A 19,673-nucleotide genomic window follows, 5' to 3' on the forward strand; every position below is an offset into this window, starting at 1 on the left:
ATTGGCGTGCGGACTCTCGCCTCACAAAGGAGCAGTTGACGTGGCCACCGTGCCGAGCGTGTCCTATTCGATCACCGTTCGCCTCGAGGTCCCGGCGGGCGGCAAGGCCGTAAGCCAGCTCACCGGAGCGGTCGAGGGCGCGGGCGGCATCGTCACCGCGCTCGACCTGACCCCCGCGGGTCACGACCGGCTCCGCATCGACGTCACCTGCGCCACCCGCGACACCGAGCACGCCCAGGAGATCGTCGACGCGCTCGAGGGCCTCGACGGCGTCTCCATCCACAAGGTCAGCGACCGTACCTTCCTCATGCACCTCGGCGGAAAGATCGAGATGCAGTCGAAGGTGCCGCTGCGCAACCGTGACGAACTGTCCATGGCGTACACCCCGGGCGTCGCCCGGGTCTCGCTCGCCATCGCCCGCAACCCGGAGGACGTCCGGCGGCTGACCGTCAAGCGGAACAGCGTCGCGGTGGTCACCGACGGGTCCGCGGTCCTCGGCCTGGGCAACATCGGGCCGGAGGCGGCCCTGCCGGTGATGGAGGGCAAGGCGGCGCTGTTCAAGCGCTTCGCCGGGATCGACGCCTGGCCGATCTGCCTCGACACGCAGGACACCGACGAGATCGTCCGTACGGTGCAGATCCTCGCGCCGGCGTTCGGCGGGATCAACCTGGAGGACATCTCCGCGCCGCGGTGCTTCGAGGTCGAGCGGCGGCTCCGTGACCTGCTCGACATCCCGGTCTTCCACGACGACCAGCACGGCACGGCCATCGTCGTGGTGTCGGCCCTGACCAACGCCCTGCGGGTCGTCGGCAAGGACCTCGCCGACGTGCGCATCGCCCTGGCCGGCGCGGGCGCGGCCGGCAACGCCGTGCTCAAGCTGCTGATGCACGCCGGCGCCAAGCACATGGTCGTGTGCGACTACCACGGCGCGGTCCACACCGGCCGCGACGACCTGGACGACTCGCTCCGCTGGATCGCCGAGAACACCAACCCCGAGGGCTACGCCGGCGACCTGCGCGGCGCCGTCCGCGGCGCCGACGTGTTCATCGGCGTCTCGGCCCCGGGGATCCTGACCGGCGACGACATCGCGACGATGAACAAGGACGCCGTGGTGTTCGCGCTGGCCAACCCCGACCCGGAGGTCGACCCGGCCGCCGCCCGCGAGCACGCCGCCGTGGTCGCCACCGGCCGCAGCGACTACCCCAACCAGATAAACAACGTGCTCGCCTTCCCCGGCGTCTTCCGGGGCCTGCTCGACGCGCAGAGCCGCACGGTCACGCAGGACATGCTCCTGGCGGCCGCGCGCGCCCTGGCCGACGTGGTCACCGACGAGGAGCTGGGCCCGAACTACATCGTGCCGAGCGTCTTCCACGCGGACGTGTCCCACGCCGTCGCCGCCGCCGTGCAGAAGGCCGCCGGCGGCGCCAAGTGACCTGACCGCCAGGTGGGCGGGCGCGGCGAGACGCCCGTCCACCCGGCGGCGGCCTTCGAAGGCGCCCGCCCGCGCTGGGCGGGCCGGCAGGAGGCCCGGACGCCACTCCGCCGGTGCGTCGGTGGCTCGCCGAGGCGGTGGGGTGCCGAGGCCGTGGCTGGCCGAGGGCGCGGGGCGCCGCTCAGCGGTCGAACATCTTGCCTCGGCGGCGCGGCCACTGGCGGCCGTACCAGAAGATGATGACGCCGGTCAGCATGGCGGCGACGCCGGTGGCGACCCGCGCGACGATCATCCCGCTGTCGGGACCGGTGTGCGGCAGCGTCTGGTCCGACGTCTTCCGCACGCAGTTCGCGTGCCGGTCGACGCTCTGCACCGGCAGGTTGCGCCAGGTCACGGCGACGGTCGTGGTGCGGTCCTCCCCGACGTTGACGGTGGACCTGCGGGTCGCGCCCGCCGGGATGCGGTCCGCCACCGAGATCGCCCCGTCGGTCAGGATGGCGTAGTCCTCGGCCTGCGCGCTGCTGTTGACGACCGATACCTGGACCGTACGCCCGGGGCAGCGGACCTTGCCGATCTGGACCTTGAGCGGCGCGGACGAGCCGGCGGAGGGCAACGGCTCTCCGATCGCACCGTGCGTCGGCGAATGCGTCGGAGAGTGCGTGGGCGACGCCTTGTGCGTGGGCGATCCCTTGGGGGGCGGAGACGCCTTGTGCGTGGGCCGGGAGCTCTTGGTCGGGCTCGGGCTCGTCGTCGCGGAGACGCTGACGCCGGGGGTACTACTGGCCGCCCGGGAGGGCGGCGAGGAGTCCGTGAGCATCGGGAACACGATCAGCGCCCCCACGATGAAGAAGACGGCCGCGATCGCGACCCTCGACAGCGGCATCGCATCCTCCGGGGGGTGATGATCTACGCCGGTATTCTGCCGATTACCCACGCTCCTCGCGCGCGTAACCGACCGACCCGACCGTCCTGTGTTCCCTCCGCCCCCGAGCAAAGCATGATGAAGGCATGGACGACGGCATTTCCACCGGTCGGCTGCTCGTAGCGACGCCGCAGTTGGCCGACCCGAACTTCCGGCGCAGTGTGGTCCTGATCGTGGAGCACGAGCCGGAGGGCGGCACGCTCGGCGTCGTGCTGAACCGGCCGACCCAAGTGCCGGTCGACCAGGTCCTTCCGCCCTGGTCGGAGCTGGTGACCGGCCCGTCGGTGGTGTTCCAGGGCGGACCGGTCGCGCTCGACAGCGCGCTCGCCCTCGCGCACGTCCCGGGCACCGACGAGCCGCTCGGCTGGCGGGCGCTGAACGGCAGCCCGGCCGTGGCCAGAGTCGGCCTCGTGGACCTGGACGTGCCGCCGGAGATCCTCGCCCCGGAGGTCGCCCGGTTGCGGGTCTTCGCCGGCTACGCCGGCTGGGGGACCGGTCAGCTTCAGTCGGAGATCGACGAGGGCGCGTGGTACGTGCTCTCGGCGGAGTCCGGGGACGTGTTCGCGGAGGAGCCGGACGGGTTGTGGCCCGCCGTTCTGCGCCGCCAGGGCGGTGAACTCGCCTTCGTCGCGACGTTTCCCGAGGATCCGTCACTAAACTGAGCACGTGAGTACGAAGATCCTTCCGGAGAGCGACACCAGGCCTGATCTCTCCCACGGCGACGGTGATCACGAGCGGTTCGCGCACTACGTGCAGAAGGACAAGATCATGGAGAGCGCCGTCAGCGGCACTCCCGTGATCGCGCTGTGCGGCAAGGTCTGGGTGCCCAACCGTGACCCGAAGAAGTACCCGGTATGCCCGGAGTGCAAGGAGATCTACGAGTCGATGGACGCCGGCGGCGGCGAAGAGTGACCGTCAAATCGGCGTGAAGGACCCGCGCGTCGGGCGTTGACCGCGACCGCCGAAGTCTAGCCTCTCCGTCTCGGGGGGGATCGTGATGAGGCGGAGAGGTCTGAGCGCGCTCTTCGGGGTCGTGCTCGCGTCGTGCGCCGCCGTACCCGGCGGCGCACGTGTCCAGTCGGCGCACGGGACGACGGCGGCCTGCGCGCGCCCGACATCGGTGGCCCGGTCGGCGCGTTCTGCGCTGCCGGCACGGTCGGTGGACTCGGCGTCGGCGGCCCGATTGGTACGTCCGGCGTCGGCGGCCTGGTCGGCACGTCCGGCGGCGGCCCGGTCGGCGCGCTCGGTGTCGGCGGACTCGGCGGCGGTGGCCCGGTCGGTACGTCCGGCGTCGGTGGCTCGGTCGGCGGACTCGGCGGCGGCCCGGACGGCGCGTCCGGCGGACGGCGACTCCCTCGCTCCCGGCGAGATGCAGGCGATGCTGGGCGACTTCACCGGCACGCTGCGCGCCCGGTACGGCAACGCCGACGAGCGCGCCCTCGCCGCCGCGCACCGGATCCCCGACCGGATCGTGGTCCCGCTGCGGTTCCACGTGCTCACCGACGGCCGCCACGGCCGGCTCTCCCGCGCCGCCGTGGACCAGCAGGTCGCGGTCCTCAACGCGGCGTACGGCGGGCGGCTCGCAGGTCCCGGGGGCACGGTGCGGTCGGCCACGCGGACGCCGCAGGGCGCCGACACCGGGGTGTCCTTCCGGCTCGACGGCGTCGACGTCACGACCAACGCCCGGTGGTTCGGCAAGCCCCATGACCACCGGACCGAGATCGAGTCGGCGCTCGCCCGGGGCGGGTACGGCACGCTGAACCTGTACACCGCCGCGGTCGGCTTCGAGATGCTCGGATTCTCGACGTTCCCCAAGTGGGCGCGGGAACGACCGGGCGTCGGCGGCGTCGTGGTCGACTACCGCAGTCTCCCCGGCGGCACGTTCCCGCACTTCAACCGCGGCCTCACCGCGGTGCACGAGATCGGGCACTGGCTGGGGCTGTTCCACACCTTCGAGAACGGCTGCTGGCCGCCGGGCGACGGCATCGACGACACGCCGGACGAGTCGGTGCCCACGGTCGGCTGCCCGGCCTCTAAGGACACCTGCCCGGCGCCCGGCACCGACCCGGTGCACAACTTCATGGACTACGGCTTCGACAGTTGCATGCGGGAGTTCACCCCGGACCAGGGCCTGCGGATCCGGGCCATGTGGGCCGCCTACCGTCTCGGCGCCACGCCGTCCGGTGGTCAGGCGCGATACCGGTGACGAGCGAGGCGGACAGCGGCGATACGCAGGCCGGAACGCCGGTAACAGGAGCGCCAAACGTCCCGAAGACCTCGGGAGGGCGGGCCCGTCCTGTCGGCAGGTCAAGGTAGCCTTCTTTCACCGTGAGCACGTTCGCCGCATCAGACACCCCACCCGCGCTGCCCAACCGGGCACCCTGGGGCACCGCGACCGCGCTGCGTGCCTGGCAGCAGGGGGCCCTGGAGGAATACTTCCGCACCGGCCCGCGCGACTTCCTCGCCGTCGCCACGCCCGGCGCCGGTAAGACCACCTTCGCGCTCCGGCTCGCGGCCGAGTTGCTGCACCGCAAGATCGTCGCCCGCATCACCGTGGTCTGCCCGACCGAGCACCTGAAGCGGCAGTGGGCCGACTCCGCCGCCCGCGTCGGCATCAAGATCGACCCGGAGTTCAAGAACTCCCAGGGTCGTACGGCCAAGGACTTCCAGGGCGTGGCGGTGACGTACGCCCAGGTCGCCGCGCACCCCGCCCTGCACCGCAACCGCACCGAGACGCTGAAGACGCTGGTCATCCTCGACGAGGTCCACCACGCGGGCGACGGCCGGTCCTGGGGCGACGCGATCCGGGAGGCGTTCGAGCCGGCCGCCCGGCGGCTGTCGCTGAGCGGCACGCCGTTCCGCACCGACATCAACCCGATCCCCTTCGTGCTGTACGAGGAGGGTCCCGACGGCATCCGGCGCAGCCGCGCCGACTACACCTACGGCTACGGCCCGGCGCTCGCCGACGGGGTCGTCCGGCCGGTCATCTTCCTGGCGTACGCCGGGGACATGCGCTGGCGCACCCGCGCCGGCGACGAGATCACCGCCAGCCTGAGCGACCCGCTCACCCAGGACCAGACCTCCCAGGCGTGGCGTGCCGCGCTCGACCCGAAGGGCGACTGGATCAAGCAGGTGATCGCCGCCGCCGACCGGCGGCTCACCGAGGTGCGCCGGGGCGTCCCCGACGGGGGCGGCCTGGTGATCGCCTCGGACCATGAGTCCGCGCGGGCGTACGCCAAGATGATCCGGGAGATCACGAACACCAAGGCGACCGTCGTGCTGTCCGACGATCCGACGGCGAGCAAGAAGATCAAGCAGTTCAGCGCGTCGGAGGACCGCTGGATGGTCGCGGTCCGCATGGTCTCCGAAGGCGTCGACATCCCGCGCCTCTGCGTCGGCGTCTATGCCACCTCGACCTCGACCCCGCTGTTCTTCGCGCAGGCGATCGGCCGCTTCGTCCGGGCCCGCAAGCGCGGTGAGACGGCGTCGGTGTTCCTGCCGTCGGTGCCCACGCTGATGGGGCACGCGGCCGAGATGGAGACCGAGCGCGACCACGTCCTGGATCGGCCGGTCCGTGAGGACGGCCTCGACGACGACCTGATCGCCGAGGCGAACCGGCAGCGCGACAACCCCGACGTGGGGGAGGAGCTGGCGTTCGAGACGGTCGAGGCGTCGGCGACGTTCGACCGGGTCGTGTTCGACGGCGGCGAGTTCGGCATGACCGCCGCGCCGGGCTCACCCGAGGAGGAGGACTTCCTCGGCATTCCCGGCCTGCTGGAGCCGGACCAGGTCGCGCAGTTGCTGAAGCAGCGGCAGGCCGAGCAACTGGCCGCCCAGCGCAGGAGCAAGAAGGGCGAGGCGCCGACCGAGGAGGATCACACCGCCGCCGAGGACCTGCACGCGCTGCGCAAGGAGCTCAACAACCTCGTCGGCGCGTGGCACCACCGCACGGGCCAGCCGCACGGCGTGATCCACGCCGAGCTCCGCCGGGTGTGCGGCGGGCCGCCCAGCGCGCAGGCCAGCAGCGACGACGTCCGCAAGCGCATCGCCAAGATCCGCGAGTGGGCCGCCCGCCCGATGCCCCGCGTCCGAGACTGACCCACGCCGAGCGCGCGAGGCCGGGCGTGGATCTCCGACAGGGGCCGGCCGGCGATACGCGGCCGGCGAGGGTACGAGCCGACCGCGAGGCGAGCGCGGCGCTACCGGCCGCCGGGCCCGGCCGGGAGGTCAAGCCGCCGGTGGATCTCCTCGACGATCGTCTCGATCGCCTGGTCGATCGAGACGATCAGCGCGTTCTCGTCCGGCGCCGGTGTCTCCAGGTCGGCGAACTGGCTGTCCAGGAGCTGCCGGGGGAAGAAGTGCCCGTGCCGGGCGGCGAGCCGCCCGCCGATCAGCTCCTTGGAACCGTCCAGGTACACCAGGTGCAGATCCGGTCGGCTCTCCCGCAGGACGTCCCGGTACTTACGCTTCAGCGCCGAACAGGTGACCACCGCCGGATCGTCCTGTTCGTGCATCCACGCGCCGATGGCCCGCAGCCACGGCCAGCGATCCTCGTCCGTCAGCGGCACGCCGGCGTGCATCTTCTCGACGTTCGCCGGCGGGTGGAAGTCGTCGGCCTCGGCGTACTTCCAGCCGAGCCGTCCGGCCAGCATCGCGCCGATCGTCGTCTTCCCGCTACCGGAGACGCCCATGATGAGGACTATCGGGTGTCGCATATGCGGCAACGTATCGGGTGATCCCCGGACGTCGGATGCGGGGCCGTGCGCCGCTAGCGGAGGAGCGGCTGGCCGGACAGCTCCACGCCCGCCGCGCCCATCTCGTCCAGCGCCCGCTCGACGGTCTCCTCGGCCACCCCGGCCGTCATGCCCAGCAGCACCCTCGTGGCGATCCCGGACCGTACGGCGTCCAGGGCGGTCGCGCGGACGCAATGGTCGGTGGCGATGCCCACGATGTCCACCGAGTCGACCTGGTGGTTGCGCAGCCAGTCGCCCAACGACGTGCCGTCGTCGGTGGCGCCCTCGAAACCGCTGTAGGCGGCCTTGTGCTCTCCCTTGCTGAACACCGCCTCGATCGGCGCGAGGTCGAGGTTCGGGTGGAAGTCGGCGCCCGGCGTGCCGATCACGCAGTGCGCCGGCCAGGTGCCGACGAAGTCGGGGTTGTCCGAGAAGTGGTCGCCCGGATCCAGATGGAAGTCGCGGGTCGCCACCACGTGCGCGTACGCCCGCCGGTTGTCCTGCAGGTAGGTGGAGATCGCCGTCGCAACGTTCGCCCCACCGCCCACGGGCAGTGATCCGCCCTCGCAGAAGTCGTTCTGCACATCAACAATGATGAACGCCGTGCTCACGGCAGCCTCCCCGCCAGATCTCCAGCACAGGAAAAGCTACCCCGCCGGGCCCGGAAACATCATCGGACGAGCGCCAAGAATTCCAGGGAAGACGATCGCGGCGTGCGGCGAAGCATGGGTGACCACGACCCCTCACCCAGGAGGCACCGCATGACGGAGGCAGGGCCATGACCGAGCGAGGCGAGGGAATCGACGGCGCGGCCCCACGGGTCGCCCGTTCGACGAAGGAGGGCCCATGACCGAGCGAAGCGAGGGAATCGACGGCGCAGCCCCACGAGTCGCCCCTCCGACGAAGGAGGGCCCATGACCACCGACGTCGGCGAGCAGGCTAGCGACGCCGAACTCGCCGCCCGATTCCGCCGGGACCCGGAACTCTTCACGGCCGTCCACGACCGGTACTTCCGCGACATCTACCTGTACGCGGCGGGCCGGCTCGACGCGCAGACCGCCGAGGACATCGCCGCTGAGACGTTCTGCGTGGCGTTCCGCGACCGCGAACGGTTCGATCCCGGCCGTGGCGCCCTGCGGCCGTGGTTGTTCGGCATCGCCACCAACCTTGTCGCCCGGCACCGGCGCAAAGAGGCACGGCACTACAAGGCCGTGGCCCGCGCCGGGACCGAGCCGGCCGCCGACAGCCATGAGAACCGCGTCGTCGCCTCGGTGGCCGCCGCCCACATGAAGCCGCAGCTGGTCAGGGCCCTGGCGCGGCTCTCCCCGGGCGAGCGCGACGTCGTCCTGCTCGTCGCCCTCGGCCAGCTCAGCTACGACGAGGTGGCCGGCGCGCTCGGCATCTCCGCCGGCACGGTCGGCTCCCGGCTCAGCCGCGCCCGCAAGAAGCTCAAGGAGGCATTCCATGGATGACGAACTGACGATGCTCGCCACCGCGCTGGCGGCCCCGGAGCCGACCGAGGAGACGGCCGACCGGAGCCGACACCGGCTCCAGAACACGATGCGCGGCGGCCCCGCCCGCAGGCGCCGCGTCGGCAGGCTGGCCGGCGGCCTCGGTCTGGGTCTCACCGCCGTCACGGCGGCGACCGCGATCGTCCTGACCTCGACCGGCACGCCGCGCACCCCGAACCCCAACAGCCCGCCCACCACGGCCGCGCCCTCCACCTTGTCCGCCCGGCAGATCCTCCTCGCCGCGGCCACGACGGCGGAGAAGGCTCCCGCGACGAGCGGAACCTACTGGCACGTCAAGACCGTCTACACCAAAACCTCCAAGGGCGACTCCGACACGGGAGCGACGGTGATCGAGACGTGGACCCGGCGCGACGGTCGATCCTGGGTCAGGACGGGTTCGCCGACCAGTCCGGTCAAGGAGAACGGGGGCCCCCACAAGGGAATCTGGAACAACGGTTTCTTCGTAGGGGACACCAGGCTGAGCTTCGAGCAGATCCAGCGGCTGCCGGACGACCCGACCGCGCTGAAGACCTTCATCAAACAGCACAGCAGGTTGATGCGGCTCGTCGGCAAGGGAAAAGGGAAGGTGTCCGAGGACGAGGTCGTCATCGGAGGGTTGGTCGGTCTTCTCGAGAGGACGCCCGCTCCGCCCGCGGTCCGGGCCGCCGGCTTCCGGGCACTCGCCGATCTCCCGGAGGTCAAGAAGCTCGGTCCGGTGAAGGGCGGGCAGGGCCTGCAGATCTCCTACACGGATGGCTGGGCGAGACTGGTCGTCGATCCGGCGACCTCGCGACTGCGCAACTCAGACTTCGGTGATCACAAGGCGAGCGGTACGTCGAGGGTTGACGCGGCCGAATGGACCAACACGCCGCCCAAGTGATCGACACCGGCGAAGGGCGCACGGACGACCATCCGCGCGCCCTTCTCCGGAACGTCACGTGGGCGTCCCCAGAAGGGGAGCACCGGTGCCGCAGCCCGCTCCGCGTACCGCCCCTCCAGCGTCTTCTCGCCGCCGCGCCGGCCGCGATGGGCGAGACCCCGCGCTCGACGGGGTGGGGGCGGAAGGCTTTTCCGGCGGTCGCCCGGCGTGCCCGCCGGCGATCGGCCCCGTGCCGACGTGGCGCTCCTCCCGTGATCGTTCGTGCCGGCGGCCGATCACGACCGCCTGGATCCAACGCCCCCCACCAAGTGGGTGATCAGGCGTAATCGACGAGGCCCCACATGGATGCATTCTCGTGAGCACTCTCATCCCCTTCCGGTCCGCCGGTCCCGGCCGCCCGGCGCGCCGGCCGGGACCCCGCTGGCCGGCGTTCGTGCTGATCGGTGCGGGCCTGGCGTTGGTCCCATGGCTGTTCGTTCTCGCGTTCGAGCTGCCGGGAGCGACCGTCGCGGCGCACTGGTCGACGGCATGGGCGGGATTCGACGGTCTGGAGGCGCTCGGCCTGATGGTCGCCGGCCTGCTCCTCGGCCGGCGTGATCCCCGTGGCTGCCTGGCGGCCGCCGCGACCGCGCCGCTGCCGGTCGTGGACGCCTGGTTCGACGTCGTCACGGCCACACCGGGCGGTGACCGGGCCACCGCCGTGGCGATGGCGGTCTTCCCGGAGGTGCCCCTGGCCATCACCTGTGCCGCCCTGGCCGTCCGAGCGCTCCCGCGCCGGGATCACGGACCGCCCGGTCCCCCGAGCGCCCGCATTCCTCACCGACTTCATCCCATGGAGAGACGATGACCGTACTGACCGCTCGCCGTACCCGCTGGGGACTGGCCGCCGCCGGCGGGGCCGCGGCGGCCGCCTGGTGGCTCGGCGACCGGGCGCCCTATCCGTACGCCCAGCGGACCCTGCTCGACATCCCCCTGCCGTACCTGACCTGCGGTCGCCTCGACGAGGTGCTCCGCCCCCGCCCGGGGGAACGGATCCTCGAGATCGGCCCCGGGACCGGGCTGCAGTCCCTGCACGTGGCGCCGCAGCTCGGCCCGGCCGGGCGGCTCGACGTCGTCGACATCCAGCCGGAGATGCTCGACCACGTCACCCGCCGCGCCGAGGAGCGCGGCATCGCGAACCTCACCGCGACCGAGGCGGACGCCCGGACCCTGCCGTTCGGTGAGGCGACGTTCGACGCGGTCTACCTCGTGACCGCGCTGGGCGAGATCCCCGAACCCGACCGGGTCCTGCGCGAGGCCGCGCGAGTGATCGCGCCGACGGGACGGGTGGTGGTGGGGGAGTTCTTCGACCGGCACTGGATCCCGTTCGGCCGGCTGCACCGCCTCGCCGACGCCTGCGGCCTCCACCTGGAGACCCGCCACGGCCCGACGTTGGCCTACCTGTCCCGCTTCCGCCCCTGCCCCCGACCGGGCACAGCCGTGTCGCCCGTGTGACCGCTAAGCCAAAAGATCACTGGCGGTCGCTGCGCCTAGACAACAGCGACCGCCAGTGATCAGCTCATCCTGAGCCCCGGACGACCGCGACCTCGACGCAGTTCGTCTCGGTGCCGCTGTAGGAGGACTTGCGCCAAGCCGCAGGGGAGACATCCAAGGTTCTCTCAACTCTCATACTCGGCGGCCACGGTGGTGAGGAAGTGGACCGAATCATCCGGATTGAGCGCGATGTCTCGTAGCGTAGCCACACTTGCCGTAAACGGCGTGATGTCTTCCGGGTCGTCAAGGAAGAGAGATGAGCGCTTGTGCTCCAAGTGCACGATCGTTCGTGCCTTGGCGAACTCGAGAACGACGAATGAGCCGTTGACGCCGGGATGGGCGCCCGCGGAGTACGGAACCACCTGCACGGTGACGTTCGGGTTCTTCGCAGCTCTCGCCAGGTGGTGGAGCTGGTCGACCATGACCTTCCGGCCGCCGACGGGGCGGCGTAGTGCGGCCTCATCGATGATCGTGACCACCTCGGGTGGCTGAGGACGGCTCAACAGAGCCTGGCGGCCCAGTCGCGTCGCGATCCGTGTCTCCGCCTCTGCCGTTGGAATACTTCCACCTTCCATGAGGGCGCGGGTGTACTCGGGCGTTTGCAACAGCCCGGGAACAAGGATCAGCTCCACATCCGTGATGCGCGTCGCCTGAGACTCGAAGCCGATGAGCGCGGTGAGCTGGCTGGGCAATCCGGGGTGGCGGGTCTCCCACCAGCCGGGCTGGCTCGCCTCGCGGGCCAGCGCCAGAAGGTGATCGCGGTCCCGCCCGGCCACGCCGTACATGGCGAGCAGGGCGGCGACGTCCTCGCTGCTGATGTTCCGCTGTCCGGTCTCCGTCCGGCTGACCGTGCTCGCCGACCAGCCGAGCCTCCTGGCGACTTCGCGGGTCGTGAGGTGATTCTTCTCCCGTAGTTCCCGAAGCTCGGCGCCCAGGCCCCGAGCGCGCACCGTCGCGGGCCGTTTCGGCATCTCCGCCCCCTCCGCTGGTCCTCGCCTGCCGACCCTAGAGCCGCGGCCCTCCCGATCTCAGGTGGATGTCACGAAAAGTGTTGCGATCATAACTATGCGCTGTCACTGTTGCTGCAACAAGCGAGACAGGGATGGCGGCAGGCTCACTGCTGAGACGGGGGTCAACATGTGCGAAGTGCCGGTCAACGGGTCTGAGGAGGCGGAGCACGGCCTGCTCGCCGAGCTCGTGGAGTTGTCGGCCGAGACGGCTCCGCGCCGGTTCGCGCTGGGGCTCCTGGACTTCGAGCACGACGACGGCGTCGTGGTGGGCTGGGGGCTGGACTTCGGTGACGAGGCGATCGTGTACGCCCCTACCGACGGCTCCGGTCAGCGGTTGTTCCGCACCGAGACCGCGGACCGTGCGCGGCGGCTGGTCGCCCGGCGCGCGGACGTACGGCTCATTTGGCTCGACCCGCCGGCGGCGGCAGCGCTCTGATGCGCGTGATCCTTGGCGATCGCCGCCCTTGGAGCGCGGCGATCGTCGGTGATCAATCGGTACTCACGCGCCGTTCAGGAACTCCGTCGGGATCGCGGCGTCGCCGCGGGAGAGTTGGAAGGCGGACGGGGGGAGTTCGGCGAGGGCGCGTTCGTGGCGGGTGCGGGCCTCGGAGAGGTCCTCGCGGCCGACGATCTCGCCGCCCACGACCAGCGGGCGCAGCAGCGGACGGTCGTACGGGCCCGGGGTCGGCTCGTTGAGCGAGACGACCTCGGCGATCGCCCGGCCGTTCTCGTCACGGTGGCGGACCGCCCACTTGCGCCCGCCCCGGCTCGGCTTGCCGACCGAGTGCTTGGCGACCGGCCGCAGCGGCCCGTCGTCGGACTGGGCGCGGGCCACCAGTTTGTAGACCAGCGACGCGGTCGGCGCGCCGGAGCCGGTGACCAGCGAGGTTCCCACGCCGTACCCGTTCACGGGCGAGGCGGCGAGGCCGGCGATCGAGTACTCGTCCAGGTCGCCGGTCACGATGATTCTCGTCTTGTGCGCGTCGAGCGCGTCGAGTTGTTCGCGCACCTCCCGCGCCATCTCGCCCAGGTCGCCGCTGTCGATCCGGACGGCGCCGAGGTCCGGGCCGGCCAACTCGACCGCGACCGCGACGGCGCGGGCGACGTCGTAGGTGTCGACGAGCAGTGTCGTCGAGGCGCCGAGCGCGTCGAGCTGGGCCTGGAAGGCGTGGCGCTCGCTGTCGTGCAACAGGGTGAAGGCGTGCGCGCTCGTGCCGGCGGTCGGCACGCCGTACGTGCGCCCCGCCTCCAGGTTCGACGTTGTACGGAAGCCGGCGAGGTAGGCTGCGCGGGCGGCGGCCACGCCGGCCATCTCGTGCGTGCGCCGGGATCCCATCTCGATGAGCGGACGGTCGCCGGCCGCGCGCACCATTCGGGAGGCGGCGGAGGCGATCGCACAGTCATGGTTGAGGATCGACAGCGCGAGGGTTTCGAGGATCACGGCTTCGGCGAAGCTGCCCTCCACGACGAGGATCGGCGAGCCGGGGAAGTAGCAGTCGCCCTCCGCGTAGCCCCAGACGTTGCCGGTGAACCGGTAGGACTCCAGCCACGCGGCGGTCGGTTCGTCGACGATGCCCTGGGAGATGAGGTACTCCAGCTCGGGGCCGCCGAACCGGAACGACTCCAGCGCGTCGAGGAACCGGCCCGTACCGGCGACGACGCCGTACCGGCGGCCGTTCGGCAGGTGCCGGGCGAACACCTCGAAGATCGCCCGGCGCTCCGCGGTGCCGGCCGTCAGGGCACCCTGGAGCATGGTGAGTTCGTAGCGGTCGGTCAGCAGCGCCGTCGAATGATGCACGAGTGGCAGATTACGGTGTGGTGTGTACACCATGTGCGCGCAGCACCCGGGAAGGAGGCACTGAGGTGAGCACGGCTCCCGTCGAACTGGATCGGCCGGACGCCGCCGAAGACGTACGTTCGGACCGTCCGTGGGTGTCGATCGTCTGGAACGACCCCATCAATCTCATGTCGTACGTCACATACGTCTTTCAGAGCGTGTTCGGCTATTCCAAGATGAAGGCCGAGAAACTGATGCTCGACGTGCACCACAAGGGCCGCGCCGTCGTGTCCAGTGGCACGCGGGAGGAGATGGAGCGCGACTGCGAGATCCTGCATTCGTACGGTCTGTGGGCCACGGTCCGGCAGGATGTCTGAGTCATGAACACCTGGTTCACCCGCGTCCACGGCGGCGGTGTGCGGCTGCGGATGACGCGGGAGGAGGCCTCCGTCGTCCACGCGCTGGTCACCCAGCTTCTCGACCTGCTCGGCGGCCCCGCGCCCGGCCCGCGCGACGACGGCCTGCCGGACCTCAGCTTCTCGGAGAACACCACCGTCTCGGATGATCCGGTGCTGGCCCGGTTGTTCCCGGACGCCTACCGGGACAACGGGGCCGCGGCGGCGGAGTTCCGGCGCTACACCGAGGCCGGCCTGCGGGACGGCAAGCGGGCGGCGGCCCAGCTCGTGCTGGACACGCTCGGCGACGGCGGCGAGATCCTCCTGGACGACGAGCAGGCCCAGGTGTGGCTGCGGTCGCTCAACGATCTTCGCCTGGCCCTGGGCACCCGCCTGGGGATCAACGAGGAGACGCTCGAACAGACGCGCAGGCTCGACTGGAACGATCCGCGGACCGCGCCGTTCGCGGCCTATGACTGGCTGACCTATCTCCAAGAGGACCTGGTTCGAGCGCTTTGGTAAGCATTTGTCGCGAAGTGATCGGCTGATCGGTCGTTCGGCCCGCTCAGTCGATCAGCGGCTTGGTAGGTTGGCGGCGCCGCCGGACTCCGCGCTGGGAGGAACGGGCGTGAGCGAGCGAAGCGAGGGAACCGATAGGCACAGCACCTTGGTCATGAGGCCGACGAAGGAGGTCCCATGACCGAGCGAAGCGAGGGAATCGACAGCACAGCCCCTCTGGTCACTCCTCCGACGAAGGAGGCTCCATGACCGCGACCGACTCCGTCGATGTGCTCGTGCACCGAGCCCTGCTGTACGGACACGAGGACGAGTTCCTCGACGCGACGATCCCCTTCTTACGGGAGGGCCTGGCCAGGGGCGGCCGACCGGTCGTGATCAGCGAGCGGGCCGGGCTCGTACGCCGGAGCCTCGGCCGCGGGACCGGGCCGGTCGAGTTCGTCGACGCGTCCGGCTGGTTCGGCACGCCGGCCCGGACCCTCACGGCCTACCTCGCGCACGCGCGCGAGCGGTGGTGGCCCCAGGGCCCGCTGTACCTCGTCGCGGAGCCGGTGTGGCGGGCGCGCACCCGGCCGGAGATCCGGGAGTGGGGCCGGCTGGAATCGCTGCTCAACGTGGCGTTCGCCGAGACCGGGACCAACCTGCTGTGCGCGTACGACGTGCGGTCGCTGCCCGCCGAGGCCGCCGAGGACGTGGGCCGTACCCATCCGGAGCTGGTCGGCGTCACCGGAAGCCGCCAGAGCGCGCTGTTCACCGACCCGGCGGTCTTCTACGCCGAACGCAACCGGGTCCCGCTCGCCCCGCCGACCGAGCCGGTGCTGAGCCGCGGTTTCGCGGGCGGCGACCCGGCCGGGCTGCGCGCCTTCGTCGCGGCGGCGGCCGAGCACCATGGCCTGTCCCGCGAGCGCCGCCACGCCCTGGTGCAGTCGGTGAGCGAGGTCGCCGCGCACATCACGCGGTGCGGCGGGGGCCACGGATCGGTGTGGGTGTGGTCCGCGCACGGCAGGCTGATCTGCGACGTCGTCGACGCCGGCGTTGCGCTCGACGACCGGTACCTCGGCTACTTCCCGCCCACGCCGCACCGGCCCGTGGGGGCGGGCATGTGGGCGGTCCGGCAGCTGTGCGACCTCGTGGAGATCCGGTCCGGCGCCGGCGGCTCGGTCGTACGGCTGCACATGGGCCACGAATCCCGCTGAGGCCCGCCGTGGATACGCTTTGCGCATGCTCACCATCGAACGGGCCATCGTCGACCAGATCGTCGCGCACGCGCGCGCCGACCACCCGGACGAGGCGTGCGGCGTCGTCGCCGGGGCCGTGGGCTCGGACCGGCCGACCCGGTTCATCTCGATGGCGAACGCCGAGCGTTCGCCGACCTTCTACCGATTCGACTCGATGGAGCAGTTCAAGGTGTGGCGCGAGATGGACGACCGCGACGAGGAGCCGGTCGTCATCTACCACTCCCACACCGCGACCGAGGCCTACCCCTCCCGCACCGACATCTCCTACGCCTCGGAGCCGAACGCGCACTACGTGCTGGTCTCCACCCGCGCCGACGACGAGACGGAGTTCCGCTCCTACCGGATCGTCGACGGCGAGGTGGACGAGGAGGAGGTCCGCGTCGTGGAGTCGTACGAACCCGACTCGGTAGACTAATTCCGTGACGACGATGACGGAGCGCCCGACCCCGGTCGTCACGCCCGTGCAGAACTTCCTCTTCGGCCACTGCCGCGCCGAAGTCGTCTACGACTGTCGCCAGGGCTGACCCCCCAGAGCCCGGAATCCCCGCGCATCCGGCCGTGTTGAGCCATGCCGGGACCGTAAGACGAAGGAGCACACTCGCGATGGCGATCGAGGTTCGTATTCCGACGATCCTGCGTAACTACACCGATGGGGCGAAGGCGGTGGAGGGTGGCGGCGCCACGCTCGACGACCTGTTCGCCGACCTGGAGACCCGTCACCCGGGCCTGCGCGACCGGCTGGTCGACGAGAAGGGCCTGCGGCGGTTCGTCAACGTCTACCTGAACGACGAGGACGTCCGCTTCCTGGGCGGCCTCGGCACGAAGGTCTCCGACGGCGACACCGTGACCGTGTTGCCCGCCGTCGCCGGCGGCTGACGTGCGTTTCGACTCCCTGCTCGACTCCCTCGGCCGTACGCCGCTGGTCGGCCTGCCACGGCTGTCGCCGTCGCCCGAGGTGCGGCTGTGGGCCAAGCTGGAGGACCGCAACCCGACCGGCTCGGTCAAGGACCGCCCCGCCTTCTGGATGATCGCGAAGGCGGAGAAGGAGGGTCTGCTCGCGCCCGGCCGTACGATCCTGGAGCCCACCTCCGGGAACACCGGCATCTCGCTGGCGATGGTCGCGAAGCTCCGCGGCTACGACATCGTCTGCGTGATGCCGGAGAACACCTCGGCCGAGCGCCGGCAACTGCTGGAGATGTGGGGCGCGCGCATTATCTTCTCCCCGGCGGCCGGCGGCTCGAACGAGGCGGTGCGCGTCGCCAAGCGGCTGGCGGAGGAGAACCCCGACTGGGTGATGCTCTACCAGTACGGCAACGAGGCGAACGCCCGGGCGCACTACGAGACGACCGGTCCGGAGCTCCTCGATGACCTGCCGTCGATCACCCACTTCGTCGCCGGCCTCGGCACCACCGGCACGCTGATGGGCGTCGGCCGGTACCTCCGCGAGCAGGTGCCCGGCGTCGCGATCGTGGCCGCCGAGCCGCGCTACGGCGAGCTGGTGTACGGCCTGCGCAACATCGACGAGGGCTTCGTGCCCGAGCTGTACGACGAGTCGGTGCTGACGACGCGGTACTCCGTGACGTCGGCGGACGCGCTCCGGCGCACCCGTGAGCTGCTCGCGCGGGAGGGCATCTTCGCCGGCATCTCCACCGGCTGCGCCCTGCACGCCGCGCTCGGCATGGCGAACAAGGCGGTCAAGGCCGGCGAGCGCGCCGACATCGCGTTCATCGTCGCCGACGGCGGCTGGAAGTACCTCTCCACGGGCGCGTACGGCGGCACTCTCGAGGAGGCCGAGGAGCGCCTCGAAGGCCAGCTCTGGGCCTGACCGGCCTCGCGGGCGTTCGCCGTCTCTTTCGGTGAGCGCCCGCGTACGTTCGGTGTGCTCGGCATAATGGCCGTATGCCCGAGACGTTGCCGAGCTGGACGGCGCACCTGCCGCGCTGGATTCCCCGCTCCCTGTCCGACCTACACGGTCCTCGCGAGGGCGTCATCGACCTCCCTCTGGATCTCTGCTGGTCAGGTCACACCCGTTACGACATCGAGCGCTTCGCGCAGCGAGTCGCGCTTTACGAGTTGGTGATCGTGCAGGGACTGCAGAAGCACTATCCGGAGTTCCTCAACGGCGACTACCTCCTCGAGGCGTGGCCCCTTCTGCACCGGAGGCTGGGCGACGGTTACGTGGAGGCATGGGAGGGCCGTTTTCCCGAGTTGGCCAGGATCGGTGCGTCTCCCGGTGCCTTCGCAGCAGCCTTCGCCCGCTGGAAAGAGTCGCCGTGGGCATAGATTTCCCTCCCTTTCACCGGCGACTCATCGAGGCGGGGCTCGACCTTTGCGAGGAGCACGGGTTATTCCTCGCAGGCGGTTATGCGATGAAGGCCCACGGCTTGGTAGATCGACCCAGTAAGGACATCGACTTCGCGACCGCGAACCCCCTACCGGTCGAGGAACTGACACTGCGCGTGGTGGCGGGTTATCGGGCGAAGGGGTTCGATGTCGCCGCCGCTCCGGGTAACGACCGGTTCGCCCGGCTGGTGGTCACAGATCCGCTGACGAGTGAGTCCTGCGAAGTCGATCTCATGAAGGCGACCCTTCGCGTCAGCCCCGTGATCGTGGACTCCTGCCCCGTGCTGGGTTTCGACGATGCAGTCGGCCTGAAGATGCGAGCGCTGCACGATCGTGGCATAGCGCGTGACCTCATCGACGCGGCAGCGCTCGCGGGGGAGTACAGCTTCGAGCGCCTCGAATGGCTCTGCCGTTCGCATGAATCCGACTTCTCACTGCGTCGCCTGGCCTCGCGACTTGAAGCGGCAGAGCTGCGCAACGACTCGGAGTTCGAGGCTTACGGCCTGACGCTGGACGAGGTGCGGCGGGTGAAGCGGTTCGCGGCCGAATGGGCGCAGGACATCAACCTCCGGCTCATGGAGGAGGAAGAGGTCGATCCCGAGCTCTGAGTCCTGCCGGAGCGTTCTCACCCGCCGCCCTCCCGGGGCGCGACGGCGCCCTACCGCTGAGCCGTGGCGGTGATACGGCCGTACCCGACGATGTGGGGGCCCATGGTGAAGGTCGCGACGGCGGGCGGTGTGTCGGCCGGCAGATCCAGGCCGGAGACGTTCAGCGCGTACACGGTCACCTGGTAGCGATGCCCGATGTCGCCGGCGGGCGGGCAGGGGCCGAGGTAGCCGGTGCCGCCGGCGTCATTGGTGCCGGAGACGGCACCCGTCGGCGGCTTGGCGCCCAGCGTGGTGTCGCCGGCGGGGATGTCCCAGACCAGCCAGTGCCAGAACCCACTGCCGGATGGCGCGTCCGGATCGTACATGGTGACCGCGTAGCTGCGGGTCGCCGCCGGTGCTCCGCTCCAGGTCAGGCGCAGTGGTCTGTTACCCGCCGAGCAGCCGAACGAGTTCGCCCAGGACGCGGCCGGGAAGGCGCCGCCGTCCCGGACGTCCGGGCTGGTCAGCGTCATCCGCTCGGCGGAGTCCGGCACGCCCTTGCGGATCACGGTGAAGCCGTAACCCCCGTCGCCGGCCGGGCCGTGACGCCCATCGTGCGCGGCGGCGGCCGTCGCGGCCGATCCCACCAGGACGGCGGCACCGGCCACCGTCGCGAAGGTCCGAACGGATCTCTTCATTTCCTGCCTCCTTCGATCGTGCGTCCACGATCGCGGCGCGGACCCGACCGGAGGAAGGCCGCCAGGATGCTGGTACTCGCAGTGCCAGGCTCCTCGAT

27 protein-coding genes are annotated in these 19,673 nt (G+C 70.8%); 19 read left to right on the forward strand and 8 right to left on the reverse strand.

The genetic code is table 11. From position 1 onward, the window contains the following. Positions 1-40: 40 nt before the first annotated feature. Entirely contained in the window at positions 41-1,432 is a 1,392-nt protein-coding gene (locus AB0K82_RS03990) for an NAD-dependent malic enzyme (protein ID WP_364392434.1), read from the forward strand. A gap of 181 nt (positions 1,433-1,613) precedes the next feature. On the opposite strand, the gene AB0K82_RS03995 is transcribed toward AB0K82_RS03990, so the two are convergent. Continuing rightward, entirely contained in the window at positions 1,614-2,045 is a 432-nt protein-coding gene (locus AB0K82_RS03995) for a hypothetical protein (protein WP_364392436.1), read from the reverse strand. A gap of 64 nt (positions 2,046-2,109) precedes the next feature. On the opposite strand from AB0K82_RS03995, the gene AB0K82_RS04000 reads away from it, so the two are divergent. The 3 genes from AB0K82_RS04000 to AB0K82_RS04010 all read left to right on the forward strand — a co-directional run bounded on the left by AB0K82_RS04000 (position 2,110) and on the right by AB0K82_RS04010 (position 3,266). Then, a complete protein-coding gene (locus AB0K82_RS04000) occupies positions 2,110-2,334 on the forward strand; it encodes a hypothetical protein (protein ID WP_364392438.1) in 225 nt (74 codons plus the stop codon). Positions 2,335-2,440: 106 nt separating this feature from the next. Next, a complete protein-coding gene (locus AB0K82_RS04005; protein WP_364392440.1) occupies positions 2,441-3,016 on the forward strand; it encodes a YqgE/AlgH family protein in 576 nt (191 codons plus the stop codon). 4 nt (positions 3,017-3,020) lie between these two features. Next, positions 3,021-3,266 carry a DUF3039 domain-containing protein gene (locus tag AB0K82_RS04010; protein ID WP_364392443.1) on the forward strand — a complete coding sequence of 82 codons (246 nt, stop codon included), beginning with the start codon at positions 3,021-3,023 and terminating at the stop codon, positions 3,264-3,266. 3 nt (positions 3,267-3,269) lie between these two features. On the opposite strand, the gene AB0K82_RS04015 is transcribed toward AB0K82_RS04010, so the two are convergent. Beyond that, positions 3,270-3,749, reverse strand: a complete 480-nt coding sequence (locus tag AB0K82_RS04015; RefSeq protein WP_364392445.1) for a hypothetical protein — start codon at positions 3,747-3,749, stop codon at positions 3,270-3,272. Here AB0K82_RS04015 and AB0K82_RS04020 point away from each other — a divergent pair. Beyond that, a complete protein-coding gene (locus AB0K82_RS04020) occupies positions 3,733-4,560 on the forward strand; it encodes a zinc metalloprotease (RefSeq protein ID WP_364392447.1) in 828 nt (275 codons plus the stop codon). The genes AB0K82_RS04015 and AB0K82_RS04020 overlap by 17 nt on opposite strands. Before the next feature lie 122 nt (positions 4,561-4,682). Further along, positions 4,683-6,452: a DEAD/DEAH box helicase gene (locus AB0K82_RS04025; RefSeq protein ID WP_364392449.1), complete on the forward strand. Its 1,770-nt coding sequence runs from the start codon at positions 4,683-4,685 to the stop codon at positions 6,450-6,452. Positions 6,453-6,553: 101 nt separating this feature from the next. Here the strand turns inward: AB0K82_RS04025 and AB0K82_RS04030 are convergent, their stop codons facing one another. Then, a complete protein-coding gene (locus tag AB0K82_RS04030; protein ID WP_364392451.1) occupies positions 6,554-7,069 on the reverse strand; it encodes a gluconokinase in 516 nt (171 codons plus the stop codon). Between the two features lie 53 nt (positions 7,070-7,122). After that, a complete protein-coding gene (locus AB0K82_RS04035; protein ID WP_364392453.1) occupies positions 7,123-7,698 on the reverse strand; it encodes a nicotinamidase in 576 nt (191 codons plus the stop codon). A 303-nt stretch (positions 7,699-8,001) separates the two neighbouring features. On the opposite strand from AB0K82_RS04035, the gene AB0K82_RS04040 reads away from it, so the two are divergent. From AB0K82_RS04040 to AB0K82_RS04055, 4 genes are all read left to right on the forward strand, one after another. Further along, positions 8,002-8,559 (forward strand): RNA polymerase sigma factor, encoded by a 558-nt coding sequence (locus AB0K82_RS04040; RefSeq protein ID WP_364392455.1) that lies wholly within the window; start codon positions 8,002-8,004, stop codon positions 8,557-8,559. Further along, positions 8,552-9,478 (forward strand): CU044_5270 family protein, encoded by a 927-nt coding sequence (locus tag AB0K82_RS04045; protein WP_364392457.1) that lies wholly within the window; start codon positions 8,552-8,554, stop codon positions 9,476-9,478. The genes AB0K82_RS04040 and AB0K82_RS04045 overlap by 8 nt, the downstream gene beginning before the upstream one ends. 355 nt (positions 9,479-9,833) lie before the next feature. Beyond that, complete coding sequence (locus tag AB0K82_RS04050) at positions 9,834-10,325, forward strand: hypothetical protein (RefSeq protein WP_364392459.1); 492 nt, start codon at positions 9,834-9,836, stop codon at positions 10,323-10,325. Further along, entirely contained in the window at positions 10,322-10,972 is a 651-nt protein-coding gene (locus AB0K82_RS04055) for a methyltransferase domain-containing protein (RefSeq protein WP_364392461.1), read from the forward strand. Before AB0K82_RS04050 ends, AB0K82_RS04055 begins: the two co-directional genes overlap by 4 nt. Before the next feature lie 64 nt (positions 10,973-11,036). Here AB0K82_RS04055 and AB0K82_RS04060 read toward each other — a convergent pair whose 3' ends face one another. Further along, entirely contained in the window at positions 11,037-11,186 is a 150-nt protein-coding gene (locus tag AB0K82_RS04060) for a DUF397 domain-containing protein (RefSeq protein ID WP_364392463.1), read from the reverse strand. Continuing rightward, positions 11,137-11,982 (reverse strand): helix-turn-helix transcriptional regulator, encoded by an 846-nt coding sequence (locus tag AB0K82_RS04065; protein ID WP_364392466.1) that lies wholly within the window; start codon positions 11,980-11,982, stop codon positions 11,137-11,139. The genes AB0K82_RS04060 and AB0K82_RS04065 overlap by 50 nt, the downstream gene beginning before the upstream one ends. Positions 11,983-12,148: 166 nt before the next feature. Here AB0K82_RS04065 and AB0K82_RS04070 point away from each other — a divergent pair, with 166 nt between their 5' ends. Continuing rightward, positions 12,149-12,457, forward strand: a complete 309-nt coding sequence (locus AB0K82_RS04070; RefSeq protein ID WP_364392468.1) for a hypothetical protein — start codon at positions 12,149-12,151, stop codon at positions 12,455-12,457. Positions 12,458-12,520: 63 nt separating this feature from the next. Here AB0K82_RS04070 and AB0K82_RS04075 read toward each other — a convergent pair whose 3' ends face one another. Then, positions 12,521-13,852: a nicotinate phosphoribosyltransferase gene (locus AB0K82_RS04075; protein WP_364392470.1), complete on the reverse strand. Its 1,332-nt coding sequence runs from the start codon at positions 13,850-13,852 to the stop codon at positions 12,521-12,523. A gap of 32 nt (positions 13,853-13,884) precedes the next feature. Between AB0K82_RS04075 and clpS the strand changes: the two genes are divergently transcribed. The 8 genes from clpS to AB0K82_RS04115 all read left to right on the forward strand — a co-directional run bounded on the left by clpS (position 13,885) and on the right by AB0K82_RS04115 (position 18,898). Continuing rightward, entirely contained in the window at positions 13,885-14,175 is a 291-nt protein-coding gene (clpS, locus tag AB0K82_RS04080) for an ATP-dependent Clp protease adapter ClpS (protein WP_252778952.1), read from the forward strand. Between the two features lie 3 nt (positions 14,176-14,178). Next, positions 14,179-14,715: a DUF2017 domain-containing protein gene (locus tag AB0K82_RS04085; protein WP_364392472.1), complete on the forward strand. Its 537-nt coding sequence runs from the start codon at positions 14,179-14,181 to the stop codon at positions 14,713-14,715. A 242-nt stretch (positions 14,716-14,957) separates the two neighbouring features. Next, complete coding sequence (locus AB0K82_RS04090) at positions 14,958-15,905, forward strand: sensor histidine kinase (protein WP_364392474.1); 948 nt, start codon at positions 14,958-14,960, stop codon at positions 15,903-15,905. A gap of 25 nt (positions 15,906-15,930) precedes the next feature. Then, complete coding sequence (locus AB0K82_RS04095; RefSeq protein WP_364392476.1) at positions 15,931-16,362, forward strand: M67 family metallopeptidase; 432 nt, start codon at positions 15,931-15,933, stop codon at positions 16,360-16,362. A 188-nt stretch (positions 16,363-16,550) separates the two neighbouring features. Further along, positions 16,551-16,823, forward strand: a complete 273-nt coding sequence (locus tag AB0K82_RS04100; RefSeq protein WP_345359784.1) for a MoaD/ThiS family protein — start codon at positions 16,551-16,553, stop codon at positions 16,821-16,823. A gap of 1 nt (position 16,824) precedes the next feature. Then, positions 16,825-17,772 (forward strand): cysteine synthase, encoded by a 948-nt coding sequence (locus AB0K82_RS04105; protein ID WP_364392478.1) that lies wholly within the window; start codon positions 16,825-16,827, stop codon positions 17,770-17,772. 74 nt (positions 17,773-17,846) lie between these two features. Continuing rightward, positions 17,847-18,230, forward strand: coding sequence for a hypothetical protein (locus AB0K82_RS04110; protein WP_364392480.1), 384 nt, complete (start codon positions 17,847-17,849; stop codon positions 18,228-18,230). After that, on the forward strand, positions 18,221-18,898 hold the full coding sequence (locus tag AB0K82_RS04115; RefSeq protein ID WP_364392482.1) for a nucleotidyl transferase AbiEii/AbiGii toxin family protein: 678 nt from the start codon (positions 18,221-18,223) through the stop codon (positions 18,896-18,898). The genes AB0K82_RS04110 and AB0K82_RS04115 overlap by 10 nt, the downstream gene beginning before the upstream one ends. 50 nt (positions 18,899-18,948) lie before the next feature. Here the strand turns inward: AB0K82_RS04115 and AB0K82_RS04120 are convergent, their stop codons facing one another. After that, positions 18,949-19,575 carry a YbhB/YbcL family Raf kinase inhibitor-like protein gene (locus tag AB0K82_RS04120; RefSeq protein WP_364392484.1) on the reverse strand — a complete coding sequence of 209 codons (627 nt, stop codon included), beginning with the start codon at positions 19,573-19,575 and terminating at the stop codon, positions 18,949-18,951. Positions 19,576-19,673 lie beyond the last annotated feature (98 nt).

Source organism: Actinoallomurus sp. NPDC052274, from assembly GCF_040679475.1.
Taxonomy (GTDB): domain Bacteria; phylum Actinomycetota; class Actinomycetes; order Streptosporangiales; family Streptosporangiaceae; genus Actinoallomurus; species Actinoallomurus liliacearum.